Here is a 16,883-nt window from a genome sequence, read left to right on the forward strand (position 1 = left end):
TGACAGAGGAGCTCAATATATTTATAAGCCCTATATAGAGTTATTAAAAGCTAATAAATGTAAAATCTCTATGGCTATTTGTGCTCAAGATAATGCATATGCTGAACGAATAAATAGAACAATTAAAGAGGAATACTTAGACCACTGGAAACCTAAAAATTATGAACAATTAAAAAAGTGTGTTGATAAAGCAGTTTATCATTATAATAACAAAAGACCACATAATAATAATGGAAAATTAAGTCCTGTAAGTTTTGAAGAAAGTTGGAATAATAATAAGTTTTTTTCAAAACCAAGATTTACTATTTTTAACAATGAAAAATTATTAGAAACCGGTCAACTCTAATCAGGGAAGTGCAAGAAATGATACATTATAAATGATTGCTGGATTTTCCCGCATTCCCTAGAATACTGTTAAAAACACATTAAGTATTGAATCGCAGATAGATTATTAAACAGAGATACAGTTTGTTGAACATTCCCATTTAACAGGCAACTATAACTAAACACAAATAACTGATTCCTAATAAAAACAACTAAGACATATCAATTTTTGGATTCTACATTCTACATTTTTCATTCTACATTTATACAATGAAAGCACTCAAACTACTCCTACTGATTTGTTTACTGAGTTATCAGGCTCCTGCCCAGATTATGGAGAAATTGAAATCGATGAAAGCCTATACGGGATATTTTGATTTCTTCTATGATGAGAGTGCCGACAAAATATATTTGTCAGTAGATAAGCTAAATCATGAGTTTTTATATGTGTATTCCCTCAGTCAAGGTGTAGGCAATAATGATTTAGGTTTGGACAGAGGGCAATTAGGTAATGAGCAAGTTGTCTATTTTGAGAAACAAGGAAATAAGCTTTTTCTTATTCAACCCAATTACCAATATAGGGCAAATACCAATAATCCTTTAGAAAAGGTCTCTGTCCAACAAGCTTTTGCTAAATCCATCCTTTATGGCTTCAAAATTGAAGGGCAAGAAAATGGGAAATACATCATTGATGCCACCGATTTTTTAATGCAAGATGCTCATGGGGTCTTAAAAACATTAACTAAAGCTAAACAAGGTTCCTATCAATTAGACAAATCAAGGAGTTCATTATTGCTAGAAAAGACTAAATCTTTCCCTAAAAACGCTGAATTTGAAGCTCGACTTACCTTTTCTGGGAATGCCACGGGAGCAGAAATTCGTTCAGTTACTCCTAATCCTGATTTTGTGACAGTGGTAGAACACCATTCCTTTATTGAACTACCTGACAATCAATATCAACCTAGAGTGTATGATCCAAGATCTGGCTCCAATGCCTTGACCTTCTTGGACTATGCTACACCCGTGACAGAATCCATTGAAAAGAAATGGATTACTCGACATCGCTTAGAAAAGAAAGATCCAAGCGCAGCAGTCAGTGAGGCCATTAAACCTATTATTTATTACCTCGACAATGGTACACCAGAACCCATCCGTTCGGCATTATTGGAAGGAGGAAAATGGTGGAATCAAGCCTTTGAAGCCATTGGATATAAAGAGGCTTTTCAAGTGAAAATTTTACCTGATGACGCAGATCCCATGGACGTGAGATATCATGTTATCCAATGGGTTCACCGATCTACGCGTGGCTGGAGCTATGGAGCTAGCATTTCTGATCCAAGAACGGGGGAAATTATCAAAGGACACGTGAGTTTGGGAAGTTTGCGCATCCGACAAGATTTTATGATTGCCCAATCTCTCATGAACGCACCTTATGCTAAAAACAACCAAAATAATCAGCCCATGCTAGAAATGGCCTTGGCGCGTATTCGACAATTGGCTGCACATGAAATAGGACATACCCTAGGTTTTGCCCACAATTATGCTGCCAGTGCTCAAGGAAATTCAAGTGTCATGGATTATCCACATCCTCAAGTGTCATTTCTTGGGAATGAAATCGACTTGTCGAAAGCCTATGATCGCAATATCGGGGAATGGGATAAAGTATCCGTAGATTATGCCTATGGTCAACATAGCGAGGCTGAACTTCCTCATATTTTAGATAAAGCCTATGAAAAAGGATTGAGATTCATCACGGATTTTGATGCCCGCAATCCTGGAGGAGCTCATATTTATGCCCATTTATGGGACAATGGCCATACGGTAGTCGATGAATTACAACGTATGTTAGGTGTCAGAAAACAAGCCATCAAACAGTTTTCCGCAGACAATATGCGTCAAGGTGAAAGCTATTCCAAATTAGAAGACATGTTTGTGCCTTTATATTTCATGCACCGCTACCAAACAGAAGCTGTCAGTAAAATAGTAGGTGGTTTTGAATATAATTATGCTGTCAAAGGAGGAAAAGAATTGATTCTTAAGCCTGCCTCCAAAAGCCTGCAAGTGGACGCTCTACAACAATTAATGCGGACCTTACAAGCAGATGAAATCGCTATTCCTAAAGATAAACTTAGCCTGTTCCCTCCTCGGGCCTTTGGCTTTCCTAGAACCAGAGAATCCTTTAAAAGCAAAACGGGAGTAACTTTTGATGCGTTAGGAGCAGTAGAAACGGCTGCTGAATTCACATTGGACTTTTTACTACATCCCGACAGAATTTCCCGAATTCAACAAAACCATACGATAGATGTAGCTAATTTAGGTGTATCTGAAATGTTACAAAAAATAAGCCAACAGACCATTGAAAAAAGCTGGTCAGACTCTTATTTAAATGCAGCCCAAGAAACCATTAACTATAAAGTCTGTGAAGCGGTCCTAAATACCTTACATGCCCCTACCTTAGCGCCTTTGGCAAAAGTGGAACTCCACTCGGGGATTAAAAAATGGCAACAATATTATGCCAAAAAAGCAGCTTCAAGTTCATTTGCTCAATACATGCAGCAATTCATTCAAGAATCACTCGATCATCCAAGGGAATGGAAAGCGTTAGCTAGTCCTCAAATACCTGATGGTGCTCCCATTGGTATGGATTGTTATTAATTGGTCATCCCATTAGGCCAATCCATGAATAGCTTCTGATAACTAAAACTACACATAAACAAAATTGTAAAAACATATGTCAATTATATTATTTTACAAATAATATGCATAAATTTACAATGAATAATAAAAAATTATTTTTTTATTTAAAGTCTATTGTATAATTTTGATTCTTTAATCAAAGGGGATAAATTTCCAATGATTAAAAGAAAATACTTATCCGCGAAATAACCCTATTAATTATAGAACACAGGGATGCAAAAAGCTCTTATTCTTTGAATAAGAGCTTTTTTTACTATTAAAATCAACAAGTGGAATGAAAATCGTTTCTCCTTTTTGATTTTAATACATGGTGTTACTATTGCTTTTTAATTAGTAAGGCCTCTAAATCCAGTGATTCAAATTCGGCTAAACCTTTGGCACTTAAATAAGGCTTATAAATACTGATAGTTCCAGCTAAATAAGTGGGTTTAACCTCTTCATAACTTTTGTTAAAATCAAATAACAAATACGTATTCAACCAATGAACGCTTAACACTGCATGTTGGTGATAAAATATCTTGAAATTCTTTTCTTCAAATACTGACTCCAATAAATAATTATCTTCAACCAATTTTTCAAAAAGTCGAATCATTTGATGCTTTCTACCCTTAAATGATTCAATGATATGCAAAGAAAGTGCCTCATCTTTGAAAGGTGCTGTCAAAATAAAAATAATGGCATTTCGATATTTAAACTGGATATCCATTATTTCAGAAAGAATTTCTACGTAATCTTTCCAGGAAATTTCTTTTGAAATAGTGATCGATTCAAAATATTGCTGAATTTCTACAATGTAAAAATCAGCAATGGCAATAAATAATGATTCCTTGGTAGAAAAATGGTTACTAATTTTGCTTTTATTAATACCTGTATACTTGGCTATTTCATCAATAGTGATATAATAACCGTAAGTGTTAAAAATATCTGATGCTTGTAAAATAATATGTTCACGACTCCTCTCCCCTTTTCTTTGGTATATTTTCATGATTATATTATAGGTTTATGTAAAAATAAAAAATATTTTTTTTATTACAAGTCAATGTGTGTTTTTGATACATTATAGAAAATGATAATACCAACCACACAAAACAAAATACCCATAACCACGGTTATTCAAGATAATTATAGAACACAGAAATGTAATTAGCTCTTATTTTTTGAATAGGAGCTTTTTTGTTTCATACAATTAGTGTGAAAATATGATCGTAGAAGACCAAATAGTCCAGGTTCTACCTACTCGATCTTCTGAATCTGATTCCAATTTAATCCCAATTCGCAAAACTTGAGAAGGTTGATGAGTGGGGTAGTTTATGTGGTACCAAGTCATGCCATTGGAATCTTTAGAAACAATTGGTTTCCGGGCAGCTATATCTTGCTCTAATTGTTTGATTACCATAAGTTTAGTGGGTGAAAGTAAAAATTGAACTTGCGTGTTTTCCTTTCTAATCAATCGCATTTGGTTGACACGACTTGTGGGAGCTAAATATTCCATCTCATTTCCACGATAAAACTCTTGATATTGATATTGTTTCATCAAACGTTGAAATACCTCTTTATTAGCATCCAATAAAACAAAACCATTTTCTAAACTTGGAACCAGATACGTAGAATATTCATCCGATTCGCACTGTAAAGGCGGGTTAGTTTGTGCCCAAGTAGATTGCCACAAACATAAATTCAAAATGACTCCTACCCAATATTTCATGTGTATTTCAGCATTAATCTCGGTAATTCAGAGCTGGTTGTCGATTCCCTAATAGAGATTTATATACAAAATTAGGGCCCCTTCGTTTCTCAAATTCAGCTTTGGCTTCTTTAATCCACTCGGGGTGCTTAAATAAATCGATGGCAGTAGAGGCCAAGGTCTTTGCAGCTACCATCATCCCCCTTCGACCAATGGAAGTTCCTCCTGCAGCCACAGCTTGCCAGCTATGTGCACTTGTCCCAGGCACCCAAGCAGCTGTTCCTAAACCTATCGTGGGCACAGTCCAGCTTACATCAGCCACATCGGTAGAACCTGTTGCTAAATTATCTCCATCGTTCAATCCCTTAATTTGATTTGTACTCGCTAAGTCCACTATTTCCATACCCTCCGACTGCTGGATTTGCTTGGCAAAAGCCAATTCGCTGGGATTCAATGTATAGCCACCCACCAGTTGCAAGTTGGCATGCATCACTCGAGCTAAGCGATCATTGGGCAACATTTCATATACCCCACCAATTACTTCGGCTTCATATTTAGTCCCAGTTCCCAAAGCTGCTCCTTTGGCTGCATTTTCTAAACGATCCCAAACGTCCATCACAACATCTCTTTTGGGGGAGCGAACATAATAATAGACTTCCGCAAAATCAGGCACAATATTGGGTGCTTTTCCTCCATGGGTAATGACATAATGCATGCGCGTCGTGGAAGGAATATGTTCCCGCATCATATTGGCCATATAATTCATAGCTTCTACCGCATCCAAGGCTGACCTTCCTCTTTCTGGAGAAGCAGCAGCATGGGAGGATAATCCGTAAAAGCGAAACTTCCCAGCCTTATTAGCTAAGGAATTACTCATTGAAATGACATGCTGATTGTTGGGATGCCAGTGTAACATCACATCTGCCTGAGAAAACAAACCCTCACGCACCATATATACCTTACCAGATCCACCTTCTTCGGCCGGGCAACCATAAAACGTAATGGTACCTTTTTGACCTGTTTCCTGCATCCATTCTTTCACCGCAATGGCCGCTGCCACTGAGCCTGTTCCAAATAAATGGTGCCCACAAGCATGTCCTGCCGAATTTCCCAAACTTCGTTTGGTGGGAATGGAATCTTGCGACATTCCCGGTAATGCATCGTATTCCCCCATGATACCAATGACAGGTTTCCCTTGTCCAAAAGTAGCCACAAAAGCCGTAGGAATATTGGCCACACCTGGTTCAATCGTAAAACCAGCTTTTCTCAAAGTTTCCTGTAATAAGGCGGAACTTTGTTTTTCTTTATAACCTACTTCAGCAAATCGCCAAATTTGATTAGCCATTTGACCGTATTGGCTTTCTTTTTGCTGAATCCGTTGAATAACTTTTTTCTTATCCGCCTCTTGGGCTAACAAGGCAAAGCTTAAAAAAATCAAGGCAAATGTTAAGATACGTTTCATCGAATTTTTTGTTGATATTGTTAATTTCTCCATTTGGCCAATTCATATTTAGCCATTTCCTCTTCTCTATCATACATATTTTTGTCGAACAAGGAAGCATGTCCGCAATCTGTATCATTGGTCCAAGCATGTTTAGCAAATGGCATATAGGATTCATTCACCATTTTATAGCCTTTCAAAGTCATGCCTTGAAACCATGGAATTCCATTATCCAGACTATTTTTTAATCCGATAGGCGCCACAGTACCTAAGGGGCTTGTTATTGGACGTGCCATGTCTAAATTAATTAAAGCGGCATGTTCATTGAGTCGGCATTCGGGCAATGGCCAGCTTAATTGACCATCTTGTACCAAGCCATGCATAACCGCTCTACCTTCTGGCCTAGATTGATATAAGGTTTTTAATTCCTCCATGGATGGTCGGTAATCCCAATAGCGGTTTCCATCACAAAGCTCTCCCAATGCTGGGCAATTCCAGCATTGACCCACTTGGCCTATTCCTATTGAATCTCCAATCTTAGTTAAATAATGTCCTATTAAATCATCGGTAAAAAGCATGTCGTTGTGCATCAAAAACAACCACTTAGCCTGGCTATTTTCCCAAGCGTATTGACTTCGAATGGAATAACGATAATCCTTAAAGCGCAATAGAATTCTATTGAGCAAACCTTTTCTCCTTCCTTCCCACCAACCAAAGAAAAATTTAGGCTTAAAGTAAATGATAGGTAAACCTTCCAAAAGTGATCTCAATAATGCTTCATCAAAATCTTCTGGCTGTTTTTTTTCTAATGTCACATAAATTTGTTGGATATGCTGCCCAGAATTTTTCATCAATGACCAAATACTTACCGCCGTTTGGTAAGGTTTTCCATACACATTAATGGCTACGTCTACTTTTTGAATAATCATACGGTACAAAATTACCCTAAAATTAATGGTAATTTTTTAATGGTGAATTGTAAATGATGAAATGCAAATGGTGAATTGTAAATGATAAATTATTAATGGTACATGGTAAAAAATATTCACCGACATGCTAGTATTTACCATTCAACATTTAAAAAGGTTCATACTTCGCCTGTATAACATAATAATTGCCATTTTTGCCTTGGATGATGGAATTCCCTAGGTCATCAATGTCATTGATTTGCAATGTGTCTTGAAGGAATTTTGAGCCTTTAGGAAAACGAATGCCTATCACTAAACAGCCTTCTATTTCGACTGCAATCCGAGCAAAAACAGTGGAATCCTTGGTCATTGTATTTCGTTGAATGACCGTAGCAGGATAAGCCCCATCTTCAAAAATACAGGCATATGGCAAATGAGCATTCTTTTTTTCCGGCAAAGGTTTTTTCACCTTAGTCTGTTGTGAATACCCTAAGGTCGGAATCAATAAACCCAAAAATATAAGTAGACGAAGCAAGGGATGTATTAGTTATTAGTTATTAGGGATTAGTTATTAGAGATTAGTTAGTAATTGACACAGTTTATTAAGCATACTCAAATAAAACTATCTTAATCACTAATACCTAGACACTAACAACTTACTTAACTTCTTCTTTTCCAAACTTAATATACTGATCCCAATCGTAGTCATTGATATCATGTTTACCATCCCGAATATGGTATCGAATGAGCTTACCAACCGGTTGATTTAACCCTGGCATGTCGATATTTCCTAATCCTTTTTTACCGTACAAAGAATACACTTTTTCCATTTCTTTGGTACCTAAAAACTCTCCTTTAGGGTCCGACCATTGATCGCCAAAGGCAGAAGCTACATAAACTGGTCGTGGAGCCAATAAGCTCAATAAAATATGTTGATCAAAAGGTAATTCATTTTCTCGGTCAGCATAGGTGGCATATGTAGGCAAAAACCAATGAGGGAAGCTATTGGTAATGCGCCAAATGGTTTCTCCATATATTCTCCTACTCAATGCAGCTCCTCCTTCTCCTGATTCATTGGAAATAATGGCAGCAAAACGTCGATCATTAGCACCCGCCCATAAGGCAGCCTTACCTAAGCGAGAATGCCCATGCAATATCACTTTCTTTCCATCAATTTCAGCTATACTTTGAGCTAAGTCTAACATGCGGCTCAATCCCCAGGCCCACGCTCCATTGGCGGTCCATTCTTCTGGCTTTAACCCCAATTCTCCTGCCAATTTTGTTCTAAGCCCATTTTTGAATCCTGTCGCAAAATCTTCCTCAAAATCGCCACAGGCAGCCGTAATGGTGCCAAAACCGGCATCTATTACTTTTTCAATCTGCCATCGACTAGCCCATTCTCCTCTAGATGCGGCTTGAGAGATATTGTTAATAAAATCGGGAGCGTTATTACAAACTACATATTTGTCAAAAATGGGAATACCTTCATCCTGACTGATCGTCTGATTTCCACAGAAATTCAATCCTAAAAATACCGGAGCCTTCTTGTTCGATTTGGGCAATATTACCACCACCGTGGCTTGAACCTTCCCCGCAAAATCCATTTTCCAAATCGATTGCGTCGCTTTTCCGCCTAAAATGTCTTTTTGAGAAACTAAGGTGTTGGTCTGTTTGATGGATTTTGGGGGCATTTGTCCATACATGTGATCGGCAAACAAAGTCAACCAGGTAGCCCTATTCTTTTCCCAGTCCTCTTCCGTGCTTATTTTCATTGAACCTAACCGTAATGGATCTGGTAAAGTAAATTGACCTACTTTACTTTCATCATAATTCGCTACAAAAGGTTTTTGCTGGGCCATAAGCGTAGTAGTTATCAAACAAATAAAGAGAATTTTTTTCATCGTATAAGTTTATTGTAAAGCTGTTACTATTTTGATTTAACTTGAAATGGAATTAGTACTTGTGTTTCTTTGATTGGCTTTTTATGAATTAAATCTAATGCCAAGGCAATAGCTTGGGCTCCTTGTTGTTCGGCATTTTGTAAAATAGTTGCATCTAAGGTTCCTGCATCCACTGCTTTAATAGCATCACCTATACCATCCACGCTAACCACCAGTACTTTATCTTTTTTCTTAGCATCCACTAATGCCTGCATAGCTCCTAGTCCCATTTCATCATTATGTGCAAATACCCCTTGGATTTGATCTCCATAAGATTGTATCCAATTTTCCATTAAAGACATGGATTTGGCTCGATCCCACTCTCCAGTTTGAGTAGCTAATAATTTCAAATTAGGATATGCTTTTAAAGCCTCAACAGCTCCACGTTCACGATCTATCTGAGCTGCTTGCCCCATATATCCTTGGATAATCAAGATATTGCCTTTACCATTCAATTTCTTCGCCAAAAAATCGATGGCCATTTTAGCCGATTCGGCATCATCTGATCCCACCCAAGCATCCGGTTTTTCTTTGGTGGAAGAATTGACATTAACGATGGGAATTCCTGCTTTTTTAGCGCGTAATATAGCTGGAGAACTAGCCTCAAATTCAGCTGGATTTAGTATAATAGCGTCAACTTGTTGACTGATAAAATTCTCTACTTGCTCCACTTGCTTCAATGCTGAGCGTTCCGCATCCACAACAATTAATTCTACATCAGCCTCTTTGGCATGCTTTTCTAAAGACGCGCTTACTTGCTGAATGAACTCATTTTGTAAACTCAACATGGACACTCCAATGACGATTTTTTTCTTTCCACCCGATTCTTTATTTCCACAAGCCCAAGCCAATGCCGCCACTAAACAAATAACTAAAATGCGTAAACCAATTTTCATATTAACGTTTCATTTTTTGATAAACACTATCCAATACTACTGCTAATATAATGATTCCCCCCATGACAACTTGTTGCCAATAGGCAGAAACATTTAATAAATCCAAACCATTATTAATAACTCCAATGAACAAGACTCCCAAAAGTGTTCCAGTCATACTTCCTTTTCCTCCCCGAGTACTGGTACCTCCGATAATCACTGCGGCAATGGCATCTAGTTCAAAACCTAATCCAGCATTAGGCTGACCTGTATTAATCCTGGCTGATAACAATATTCCACCTAAAGCAGCGAATATCCCACTAAGGGTATACACCCACCATTTAACTTTGGCAACAGGTATCCCCGCCACCCAAGCAGCTGTTTCATTTCCTCCTATGGCGGTGACATAACGTCCAAATACCGTTTGTGTTAATACGAAATGACATACGACATAAGTGCCTACTAGGAACAATATAGGGATAGGTATTCCAACAAGATCTCCATTACCCAAATAATTAAAGGATTCGGATAAATCAGACACGGGTCTACCGGATGATATAATCAAAGCCGCACCTCGAGCGATGGTCATGGTACCTAAAGTCACGATAAAGGGGGGAACTTTTGACAATATGACTGTAAAGCCATTCATAGCTCCCATCAATGCACCTACTCCTAGCGCCATCAATAAGGCTAAATACACATTTCCTCCATCTGATTTGGCAAATAAAGCAGCCACTACACCCGCTACGGCTAACATGGAACCTAAAGACAAGTCGATCCCTCCTGAAATAATCACAAAGGTGACACCAAAGGCTAGAATGGCATTGACCGAAACTTGATTTAAGATGACCAAAAGGTTGGTATCCGTTAAAAAGCGAGGTGTCAAACTAGAGATTAACACACACATCAAAATCAACGCAAGAAAGATTCCTCCTGACTGACTCCCAATAAGTATTTTTTTCAAATTCATGTGCTTACTATTTCATAGCATAAAACATAATCTCTGCTGGATTGGTCTCTTCTTTATTCAAATTGGCTGTTTGCTTTCCTTTGGAAATAACCAAAATCCGATCACTCATATGCATCAATTCTGGCAAATCGGAAGAAATTAAAATGATGGATTTACCTTGTCGACTTAATTCTGCCATCAAGGTATATATCTCAAATTTGGCTTGCACATCAATTCCTCGGGTGGGTTCATCCAAAATTAATACGTCAGGAACATGTTGCAACACACGACCGAAGACTACTTTTTGTTGATTACCTCCACTCAAATTCATCACCTGTTGACCTACTCCTTTAGACTTAATGTTCAGTCGGGCAATATGGGCAGATGCTATTTCTTTCTCTTTAACTTTATCCAGTATACCCCAACGCTGACAGCTTAGCAGAGAAGATAACGTTATATTATGCTGAATGGAAAATTCGGGAATAAATCCCATTTCTTTTCTGTCCTCACTCACATAGCCTATACCTTGCTTTATCGCATCTTGAGGGCTTTTAAACGAAACAGACTTGTTTCTCCAAATGATTTCACCGCTTTGAGGACTTAATAATCCAGCTATGGCCTTACCTATATCTGTCCGTCCTGCTCCAACGAGTCCACCAAAACCTAAAATTTCTCCTTGATGCAAATCAAATTCAATGTCTTGAAATAAGCCAGGAATACCTAGGCCTTTTACTTGTAAACAAATTTCTCCTTTTTGTACTTCCCGGTGAGGGAAAAACTGATTCATTTCTCGACCAACCATTTGTTGGACTACCTCCTGCTCTGTACATTCCTCCCGACATTTGGAAGAAATCAAATAACCATCCCGCAAAACAGAAATTCGATCTGAGAAGCCAAATATCTCCTCCATTTTGTGGGAGGTAAATAAAATACTAACTCCTTCGTTTTTTAATTTATTAATCAGACGCCTGAACAAGGTAATTTCCTTTTCTGACAAGGATGAAGTAGGTTCATCCATCAAAATCAAATGGGCACGCTGGGATATAGCCCGCAATATTTCTACTAATTGTTGTTCGGCAATCGACAAATTCTTGACCAAAGTGCTTGAATCTAAGGGGATTTCACAATCCGACAATAATTCCAAGGTTTGTAATTGGGCATTTTTCTTCCTTTTCCAAGGCCAGAATCCCAATTCATGCTCTCTCCCCAAAAATATATTCTCAGCTACGCTTAACTCGGGAATCAACATCAATTCTTGATGTATCATGGATATTCCTGCATCCATGATTTGCTTCAAACTTTGCTGCTGCCGTTTTTGACCAAAAAAAATCACCTCCCCATGGTCAGGAGAGATGATTCCTAATATAGTCTTCATTAAGGTAGATTTCCCTGCCCCATTTTCACCCACCAAAGCGTGGATTTCACCAGGATACAAGGATAAATCAATGGAATGTAAAATGGGAGTTCTCGAATAAGCAATAGATACTTGTCTGAGTTCTAAAACTGGTTTCTCTCCTTCCACCCTACATTCCATTTAAAAAATTAACAAGGCCACTCTACGTTCGTATCCTTCCACTGTTTTTGCTTAGCAGAATCAATGACAGCCTCACACACTTTTTGTGTTTGTAAAGCCTCACGGAAGGTAGGTGAACAAGGCTCTCCTTTCTCCAATGATTTCAGGAAATCAGCGGCTTGATGTACAAAGCTATGCTCATAACCAATGGATAGACCTGGAACCCACCATTTGTCCATGTAAGGTTGGTCGCCGTCAGTTACTAAAATCGATTTCCAACCACGGACATTGGATTCATCCGAATGATCATACATTTCTAAGCGGTTCAAATCATGTAAATCCCAACGAAGAGAAGCATGCTCTCCATTGATTTCAAATGTATAAAGCGCCTTATGTCCACGAGCATAACGGGTAGACTCAAATAAACCTAATGAACCATTATCAAAGTGGCAGTGAAACAAACATGCATCATCAATACCCACTTTTTGAACTTGTCCAGATTCTGTATGTACACGTTCCTTAATGAAAGTTTCCGTCATAGCAGAAACATCGGTGATTCCGCCATTGATCCATAGAGCTGTATCAATACAGTGAGCTAATAAGTCGCCCGTCACACCTGAACCAGCTGCTTCCACATCTAGACGCCAAGTACCAGCTCCACCTTGAGGTAGATCAGGACTAATGGTCCAATCTTGTAAGAAGTTAGCACGGTAGTGAAAAATACGGCCTAATTTACCAGAATCAACGATTTGTTTGGCTAAAGTAACGGCAGGCAAGCGACGGTAGTTATACCAAACGGTGTTTTTCACACCAGCTGCTTCTATTTCCTTCACCATTTCTTCTCCTTCTGCTAGAGTTCTAGACAAAGGTTTTTCACAAAGAATCATTTTGCCTGCTTTGGCAGCGGCAATGGCGATTTCTGCGTGAGTATCGTTAGGAGTACAAATGTCTACCGCATCAATATCATCACGGGCAATTAATTTGCGCCAATCTGTTTCGTAAGAGGCATAGCCCCACTGTTCAGCAAACGCTTTCACTTTCTCCTCATTACGAGAGCAAACTGCCTGCATAACAGGCTCATAAGCCAAATTGGGGAAAAAGTTGGTAATACGGTTGAAACCGTTGGAGTGGGTTCTTCCCATGAAGCCCGTTCCTATTAATCCTATTCTTAATTTCTTCTTTTCCATTGTCAAATATATTTCAAAATTCTAAGACCAACCATGGGCATTACGCACCTTAATCATGGTAGCTAAAATATCGTTCCACGTTTTTTGTTGTAACATTACTTCATTGCTGAACATACAACCATCCCAACAAATATGTTTGAATGCTTTGGTCAATTCACCTTTTTCATCACGAAGCCAAAATCCTGCATCTTCAGCCACCACTAATTTTCCATTAGGATCAGTAGCTTGGCAGTGTCTTCCTGTTTTATCATGGCTACCTGTTCCGTGAACAGTACCATCATTTTGTGCCACGTGGAAGTCGATGGTCCATGGACGAAGCGCCGCTGTGATTTGACGTAAAGCATCTTTCAATACTTCACGATCAGACCAATCATACCCTTCTGGTAAAATACGATCTTCTGGAGAATTGTATCCCATGGTATACAATAGAGTATGTGACATATCCGCTTGAAAACCAATGTTTTTACGATCTACTGCTTCTAATGTGGCTACCATCTGACGCCAAGAGTGCATCCCCCCCCAGCAAATCTCTCCCTCAGCGGCTAAGCGCTCGCCATAATCAGCCGCTACATCACATGCACGTTGGAATGTTTCCACAATTTTTTTGGAATTACCCACGGGATCTTTCGCCCAATCAGACACGCCACTAGCAGAATCAATACGAACAATACCATTCGGGCGAATACCCATTTCACGCAATGTTTGACCTATTTCACAGGATTTTTTTACCATGTCTACGAAAGTATCTTGATCTGCTTTAGAACCAATAGCTGGTCCCCCCCAAATAGGAGCAACCAAACTACCTATTTCTAAACCGTGAGCTGCTACTTTTTCCGCCAAGCGTTTGGCTCCCTCTTTACCTGAATTAATGTCAAAATGCGGATCAAATAAACCCACATCTACTCCATCAAATTTCACGCCATCTACTTCTGCCGCAGCCGTCATTTCAAGCATTTGATCTAAAGAAATAACGGGTTCGGAATCAGGACCCTTACCCACAATGCCAGGCCAAGTGGCATTGTGCAATTTTGGATAATTATGTATTTGTGTCATTTGTTCAAATGGTTTATATCAATTATAAAGTTAAATCAGGATTGCTTGGACCAAAATGCTTCAACATCACGATTGGGTCAGTAGAAGAATGGTTAGTAATCACTACCCCTTCTTGAGCTGCTTTTTCAGTTACAAAGAATTCATCATTAGTCAATTGTCCGTAACGAATCATCGCAGGGGTCTCCACATTCCAAACACCCATTTTACCGTGACCTTGCATCATGATTAGGCCATAAGCAGCTGCATCTTTGATGGTTACGGTTTGACCCGGGAATACGGTTAATTCTTTGGCAGAGAATGCTTCTGAACGGTAGCAAACCCATTTCTCTGAATATCCTTCTTTGGCCATTTCTGCCTCATCTTTCACAGGAATTGGAGCCATGAAACGAGTTTCCAATAAATTAGGATTGGTATTCAAATCCCAGTCAATCACTTCCATTAATTGGTCATAATTTCCAATTTCTTCTTTAGGAGTTCCATTCCACAATAATTCTTCTGGAATGATTGCTTCATTCACTAAAGATTGATACATAGCAAAAACGTCAGAAGCTTTCTGAGGCTCATAGGTACAAAGGCTACCAGGAGCATGTAACATTCCTGGAGGCACATCCCAACCTGTTCCTGGAATTAAAGGGAATGCTTGAGAGAACATGGTGATTTTATTATCTCCCTTGGTGAAATTCTGCAAACATTCTTTGATTTGTTCCTTAGTCGTTCCTGGAGCGATTCCAAAGAAAGTATATGGAAAATCTCCACCATGGTTATTCAATTGTGGAGGAAAATAATAGGCCTCAGGCTTACCCAATTGACCAATTTTAGCCGCATGCTCGTCGTTATGGTGAATGTGGTGAGGTAAAGGACCCATGTTATCAAAAAACTTGGAATACATAGGCCAAGACTTATATTCATTCCAAAGACGATCACCAATAATTTGGCCACCTAATTCTTCAATGACATCCTTCAACAGGATTTGTTCTTCATTTCCACCTTCGGAATAAACTACTGCACTAAGGCCTTCATTTTCTCCCGTTAACGGACCATTTTTAGCAGGGGTAGTAGATGATAACCAACGCTCATCAATTCCTCCTCGCACTCCTCCGAGTACATAATAATCATCTGGATGCAATTTAATACGACGACCTGGAACACAAAATGATCTTGGTACCCAAGTTGGCGCTAAACGCAATATGCCCTTTCCTTGCTCTAGGGCTTTTTCTGCTTTATTTTTCATAAGAATAGGCAATCTTTTATTGTATAAAATTAGTTAATTTCTCTGTTTGTTTTTGTTGATCTAAGACTTCTAAAGTCACCGAAAAACGTTTACTCGCTCTGGGGGCTAAAAACACCAACGAGCCTTCTTCCCTAGCTGCTTTTTGGCCAATGGGAGGGTTTGTGCCAGGTTCAATTCCCGTAACATATTCATCCTTTCCCCAATGTTGCCAATTGGTTAAACTAGGCAATTCTCTTTTGTCGTAAGACATCTTCACTCCTAGTCCTAGCTGTTCATTGTAAAGTCCGCAAACAACTTGATGTTGCGCATCAGTAGCGGCATCAATAAAGGCCACTTCTTCTCCCCCACCCAAATGGATATCCAATGGGGCTGGACAAGTTTTGTAATCATTTCCTTCCTTGAAAATCAAAGCATCTTGAGTTCCCTCAAAACGGTATTTCCAAGTTCCTTTCGCCACAATCTTGGTTCCTTCGTCTACAAGAGGCCAGCCAAAATTAAAGTGATATAATAACATCAAAGGGGCATCCATATTGCCTTCATTGACAATTTCATCTTCAATTTTCAGAAATGCTTCCCCTAATCGACCGGAAATCGTTCTTTTTAATGTCAAACATGGTCCAAAAATCACATGCTGACGAATAATACCTGAAATACTCATGTCTAATTGACCCGAATGAATATCAGGTTGTACAATGGAAGTAATTTCAGCGATTTGATTACTGATTTTTCCATGAATACCACGAATCCCAAACTCATCTTGCTCTGGGCCACCTACGTGGTCCAAACCACAGGTAGTCAGCAATCCTCCGCCAAAGGTGCGTAACCAGTGCAGCCCCTGATCAGACAGGGGCTGTGGACTGGTAATGCCTGCATGGGAAATCCATGCTAAACTATTCTCTTGGTAAAAGGCCTCGGCAATATCCATGCCACGATCTAGTACAATTTTGTAGCGAAATCCCGCTCCCGTATCCATCCAAGCAATTCGAACGCCTCTACCTGCTCCGTTATCTAATGTGGAGGTTTCAATGCCTCCGAGTTGCTTGTGATTGGATATTTTATCTTTCCAAGGATACGTCATCTT

General features: G+C 39.0%; 15 protein-coding genes. 2 read left to right on the top strand and 13 right to left on the bottom strand.

The window, feature by feature from the left end; genetic code table 11:
* On the top strand, positions 1–346 hold a 346-nt coding region (locus tag EWU23_RS12530), incomplete at its 5' end, for an integrase core domain-containing protein (RefSeq protein WP_166232716.1).
* 248 nt (positions 347–594) lie between these two features.
* The gene (locus EWU23_RS12535) at positions 595–2,979 is read left to right on the top strand and encodes a zinc-dependent metalloprotease (protein ID WP_166232718.1); all 2,385 of its coding nucleotides are present in this window, start codon (positions 595–597) and stop codon (positions 2,977–2,979) included.
* A 358-nt stretch (positions 2,980–3,337) separates the two neighbouring features.
* Here EWU23_RS12535 and EWU23_RS12540 read toward each other — a convergent pair whose 3' ends face one another.
* The 13 genes from EWU23_RS12540 to EWU23_RS12600 all read right to left on the bottom strand — a co-directional run bounded on the left by EWU23_RS12540 (position 3,338) and on the right by EWU23_RS12600 (position 16,880).
* Positions 3,338–4,006, bottom strand: a complete 669-nt coding sequence (locus EWU23_RS12540) for a TetR/AcrR family transcriptional regulator (protein WP_166232720.1) — start codon at positions 4,004–4,006, stop codon at positions 3,338–3,340.
* A 201-nt stretch (positions 4,007–4,207) separates the two neighbouring features.
* Positions 4,208–4,726 carry a hypothetical protein gene (locus tag EWU23_RS12545; protein WP_166232722.1) on the bottom strand — a complete coding sequence of 173 codons (519 nt, stop codon included), beginning with the start codon at positions 4,724–4,726 and terminating at the stop codon, positions 4,208–4,210.
* Between the two features lie 13 nt (positions 4,727–4,739).
* The gene (locus EWU23_RS12550; RefSeq protein WP_166232724.1) at positions 4,740–6,167 is read right to left on the bottom strand and encodes an amidohydrolase; all 1,428 of its coding nucleotides are present in this window, start codon (positions 6,165–6,167) and stop codon (positions 4,740–4,742) included.
* Positions 6,168–6,187: 20 nt separating this feature from the next.
* On the bottom strand, positions 6,188–7,075 hold the full coding sequence (locus EWU23_RS12555) for a hypothetical protein (RefSeq protein ID WP_166232726.1): 888 nt from the start codon (positions 7,073–7,075) through the stop codon (positions 6,188–6,190).
* A gap of 148 nt (positions 7,076–7,223) precedes the next feature.
* Positions 7,224–7,589, bottom strand: a complete 366-nt coding sequence (locus EWU23_RS12560; RefSeq protein WP_166232728.1) for a hypothetical protein — start codon at positions 7,587–7,589, stop codon at positions 7,224–7,226.
* A gap of 121 nt (positions 7,590–7,710) precedes the next feature.
* Entirely contained in the window at positions 7,711–8,955 is a 1,245-nt protein-coding gene (locus EWU23_RS12565) for a glucuronyl esterase domain-containing protein (protein WP_166232730.1), read from the bottom strand.
* Positions 8,956–8,981: 26 nt separating this feature from the next.
* Positions 8,982–9,890 (bottom strand): substrate-binding domain-containing protein, encoded by a 909-nt coding sequence (locus tag EWU23_RS12570; protein ID WP_166232732.1) that lies wholly within the window; start codon positions 9,888–9,890, stop codon positions 8,982–8,984.
* A 1-nt stretch (position 9,891) separates the two neighbouring features.
* Entirely contained in the window at positions 9,892–10,839 is a 948-nt protein-coding gene (locus EWU23_RS12575) for an ABC transporter permease (RefSeq protein WP_166232734.1), read from the bottom strand.
* A gap of 7 nt (positions 10,840–10,846) precedes the next feature.
* On the bottom strand, positions 10,847–12,340 hold the full coding sequence (locus EWU23_RS12580) for a sugar ABC transporter ATP-binding protein (protein ID WP_166232736.1): 1,494 nt from the start codon (positions 12,338–12,340) through the stop codon (positions 10,847–10,849).
* A gap of 20 nt (positions 12,341–12,360) precedes the next feature.
* A complete protein-coding gene (locus tag EWU23_RS12585) occupies positions 12,361–13,518 on the bottom strand; it encodes a Gfo/Idh/MocA family protein (RefSeq protein ID WP_166232738.1) in 1,158 nt (385 codons plus the stop codon).
* A 21-nt stretch (positions 13,519–13,539) separates the two neighbouring features.
* Positions 13,540–14,571 carry a sugar phosphate isomerase/epimerase family protein gene (locus EWU23_RS12590; protein WP_166232740.1) on the bottom strand — a complete coding sequence of 344 codons (1,032 nt, stop codon included), beginning with the start codon at positions 14,569–14,571 and terminating at the stop codon, positions 13,540–13,542.
* 22 nt (positions 14,572–14,593) lie between these two features.
* Positions 14,594–15,802 carry a class I mannose-6-phosphate isomerase gene (locus tag EWU23_RS12595; RefSeq protein ID WP_166232742.1) on the bottom strand — a complete coding sequence of 403 codons (1,209 nt, stop codon included), beginning with the start codon at positions 15,800–15,802 and terminating at the stop codon, positions 14,594–14,596.
* A 16-nt stretch (positions 15,803–15,818) separates the two neighbouring features.
* Positions 15,819–16,880: an aldose 1-epimerase family protein gene (locus EWU23_RS12600; RefSeq protein WP_166232744.1), complete on the bottom strand. Its 1,062-nt coding sequence runs from the start codon at positions 16,878–16,880 to the stop codon at positions 15,819–15,821.
* Positions 16,881–16,883: the final 3 nt, after the last annotated feature.

Source organism: Aquirufa beregesia (assembly GCF_011090385.1).
In the GTDB taxonomy this organism is placed as follows: domain Bacteria; phylum Bacteroidota; class Bacteroidia; order Cytophagales; family Spirosomataceae; genus Aquirufa; species Aquirufa beregesia.

Excerpts from the sequence above, each read along its gene's own strand:
- EWU23_RS12535 (WP_166232718.1), top strand. The coding sequence starts at position 595 with ATGAAAGCACTCAAACTACTCCTACTGATTTGTTTACTGAGTTATCAG.
- EWU23_RS12540 (WP_166232720.1), bottom strand. The coding sequence starts at position 4,006 with ATGAAAATATACCAAAGAAAAGGGGAGAGGAGTCGTGAACATATTATT.
- EWU23_RS12545 (WP_166232722.1), bottom strand. The coding sequence starts at position 4,726 with ATGAAATATTGGGTAGGAGTCATTTTGAATTTATGTTTGTGGCAATCT.
- EWU23_RS12550 (WP_166232724.1), bottom strand. The coding sequence starts at position 6,167 with ATGAAACGTATCTTAACATTTGCCTTGATTTTTTTAAGCTTTGCCTTG.
- EWU23_RS12555 (WP_166232726.1), bottom strand. The coding sequence starts at position 7,075 with ATGATTATTCAAAAAGTAGACGTAGCCATTAATGTGTATGGAAAACCT.
- EWU23_RS12565 (WP_166232730.1), bottom strand. The coding sequence starts at position 8,955 with ATGAAAAAAATTCTCTTTATTTGTTTGATAACTACTACGCTTATGGCC.
- EWU23_RS12570 (WP_166232732.1), bottom strand. The coding sequence starts at position 9,890 with ATGAAAATTGGTTTACGCATTTTAGTTATTTGTTTAGTGGCGGCATTG.
- EWU23_RS12575 (WP_166232734.1), bottom strand. The coding sequence starts at position 10,839 with ATGAATTTGAAAAAAATACTTATTGGGAGTCAGTCAGGAGGAATCTTT.
- EWU23_RS12585 (WP_166232738.1), bottom strand. The coding sequence starts at position 13,518 with ATGGAAAAGAAGAAATTAAGAATAGGATTAATAGGAACGGGCTTCATG.
- EWU23_RS12590 (WP_166232740.1), bottom strand. The coding sequence starts at position 14,571 with ATGACACAAATACATAATTATCCAAAATTGCACAATGCCACTTGGCCT.
- EWU23_RS12595 (WP_166232742.1), bottom strand. The coding sequence starts at position 15,802 with ATGAAAAATAAAGCAGAAAAAGCCCTAGAGCAAGGAAAGGGCATATTG.
- EWU23_RS12600 (WP_166232744.1), bottom strand. The coding sequence starts at position 16,880 with ATGACGTATCCTTGGAAAGATAAAATATCCAATCACAAGCAACTCGGA.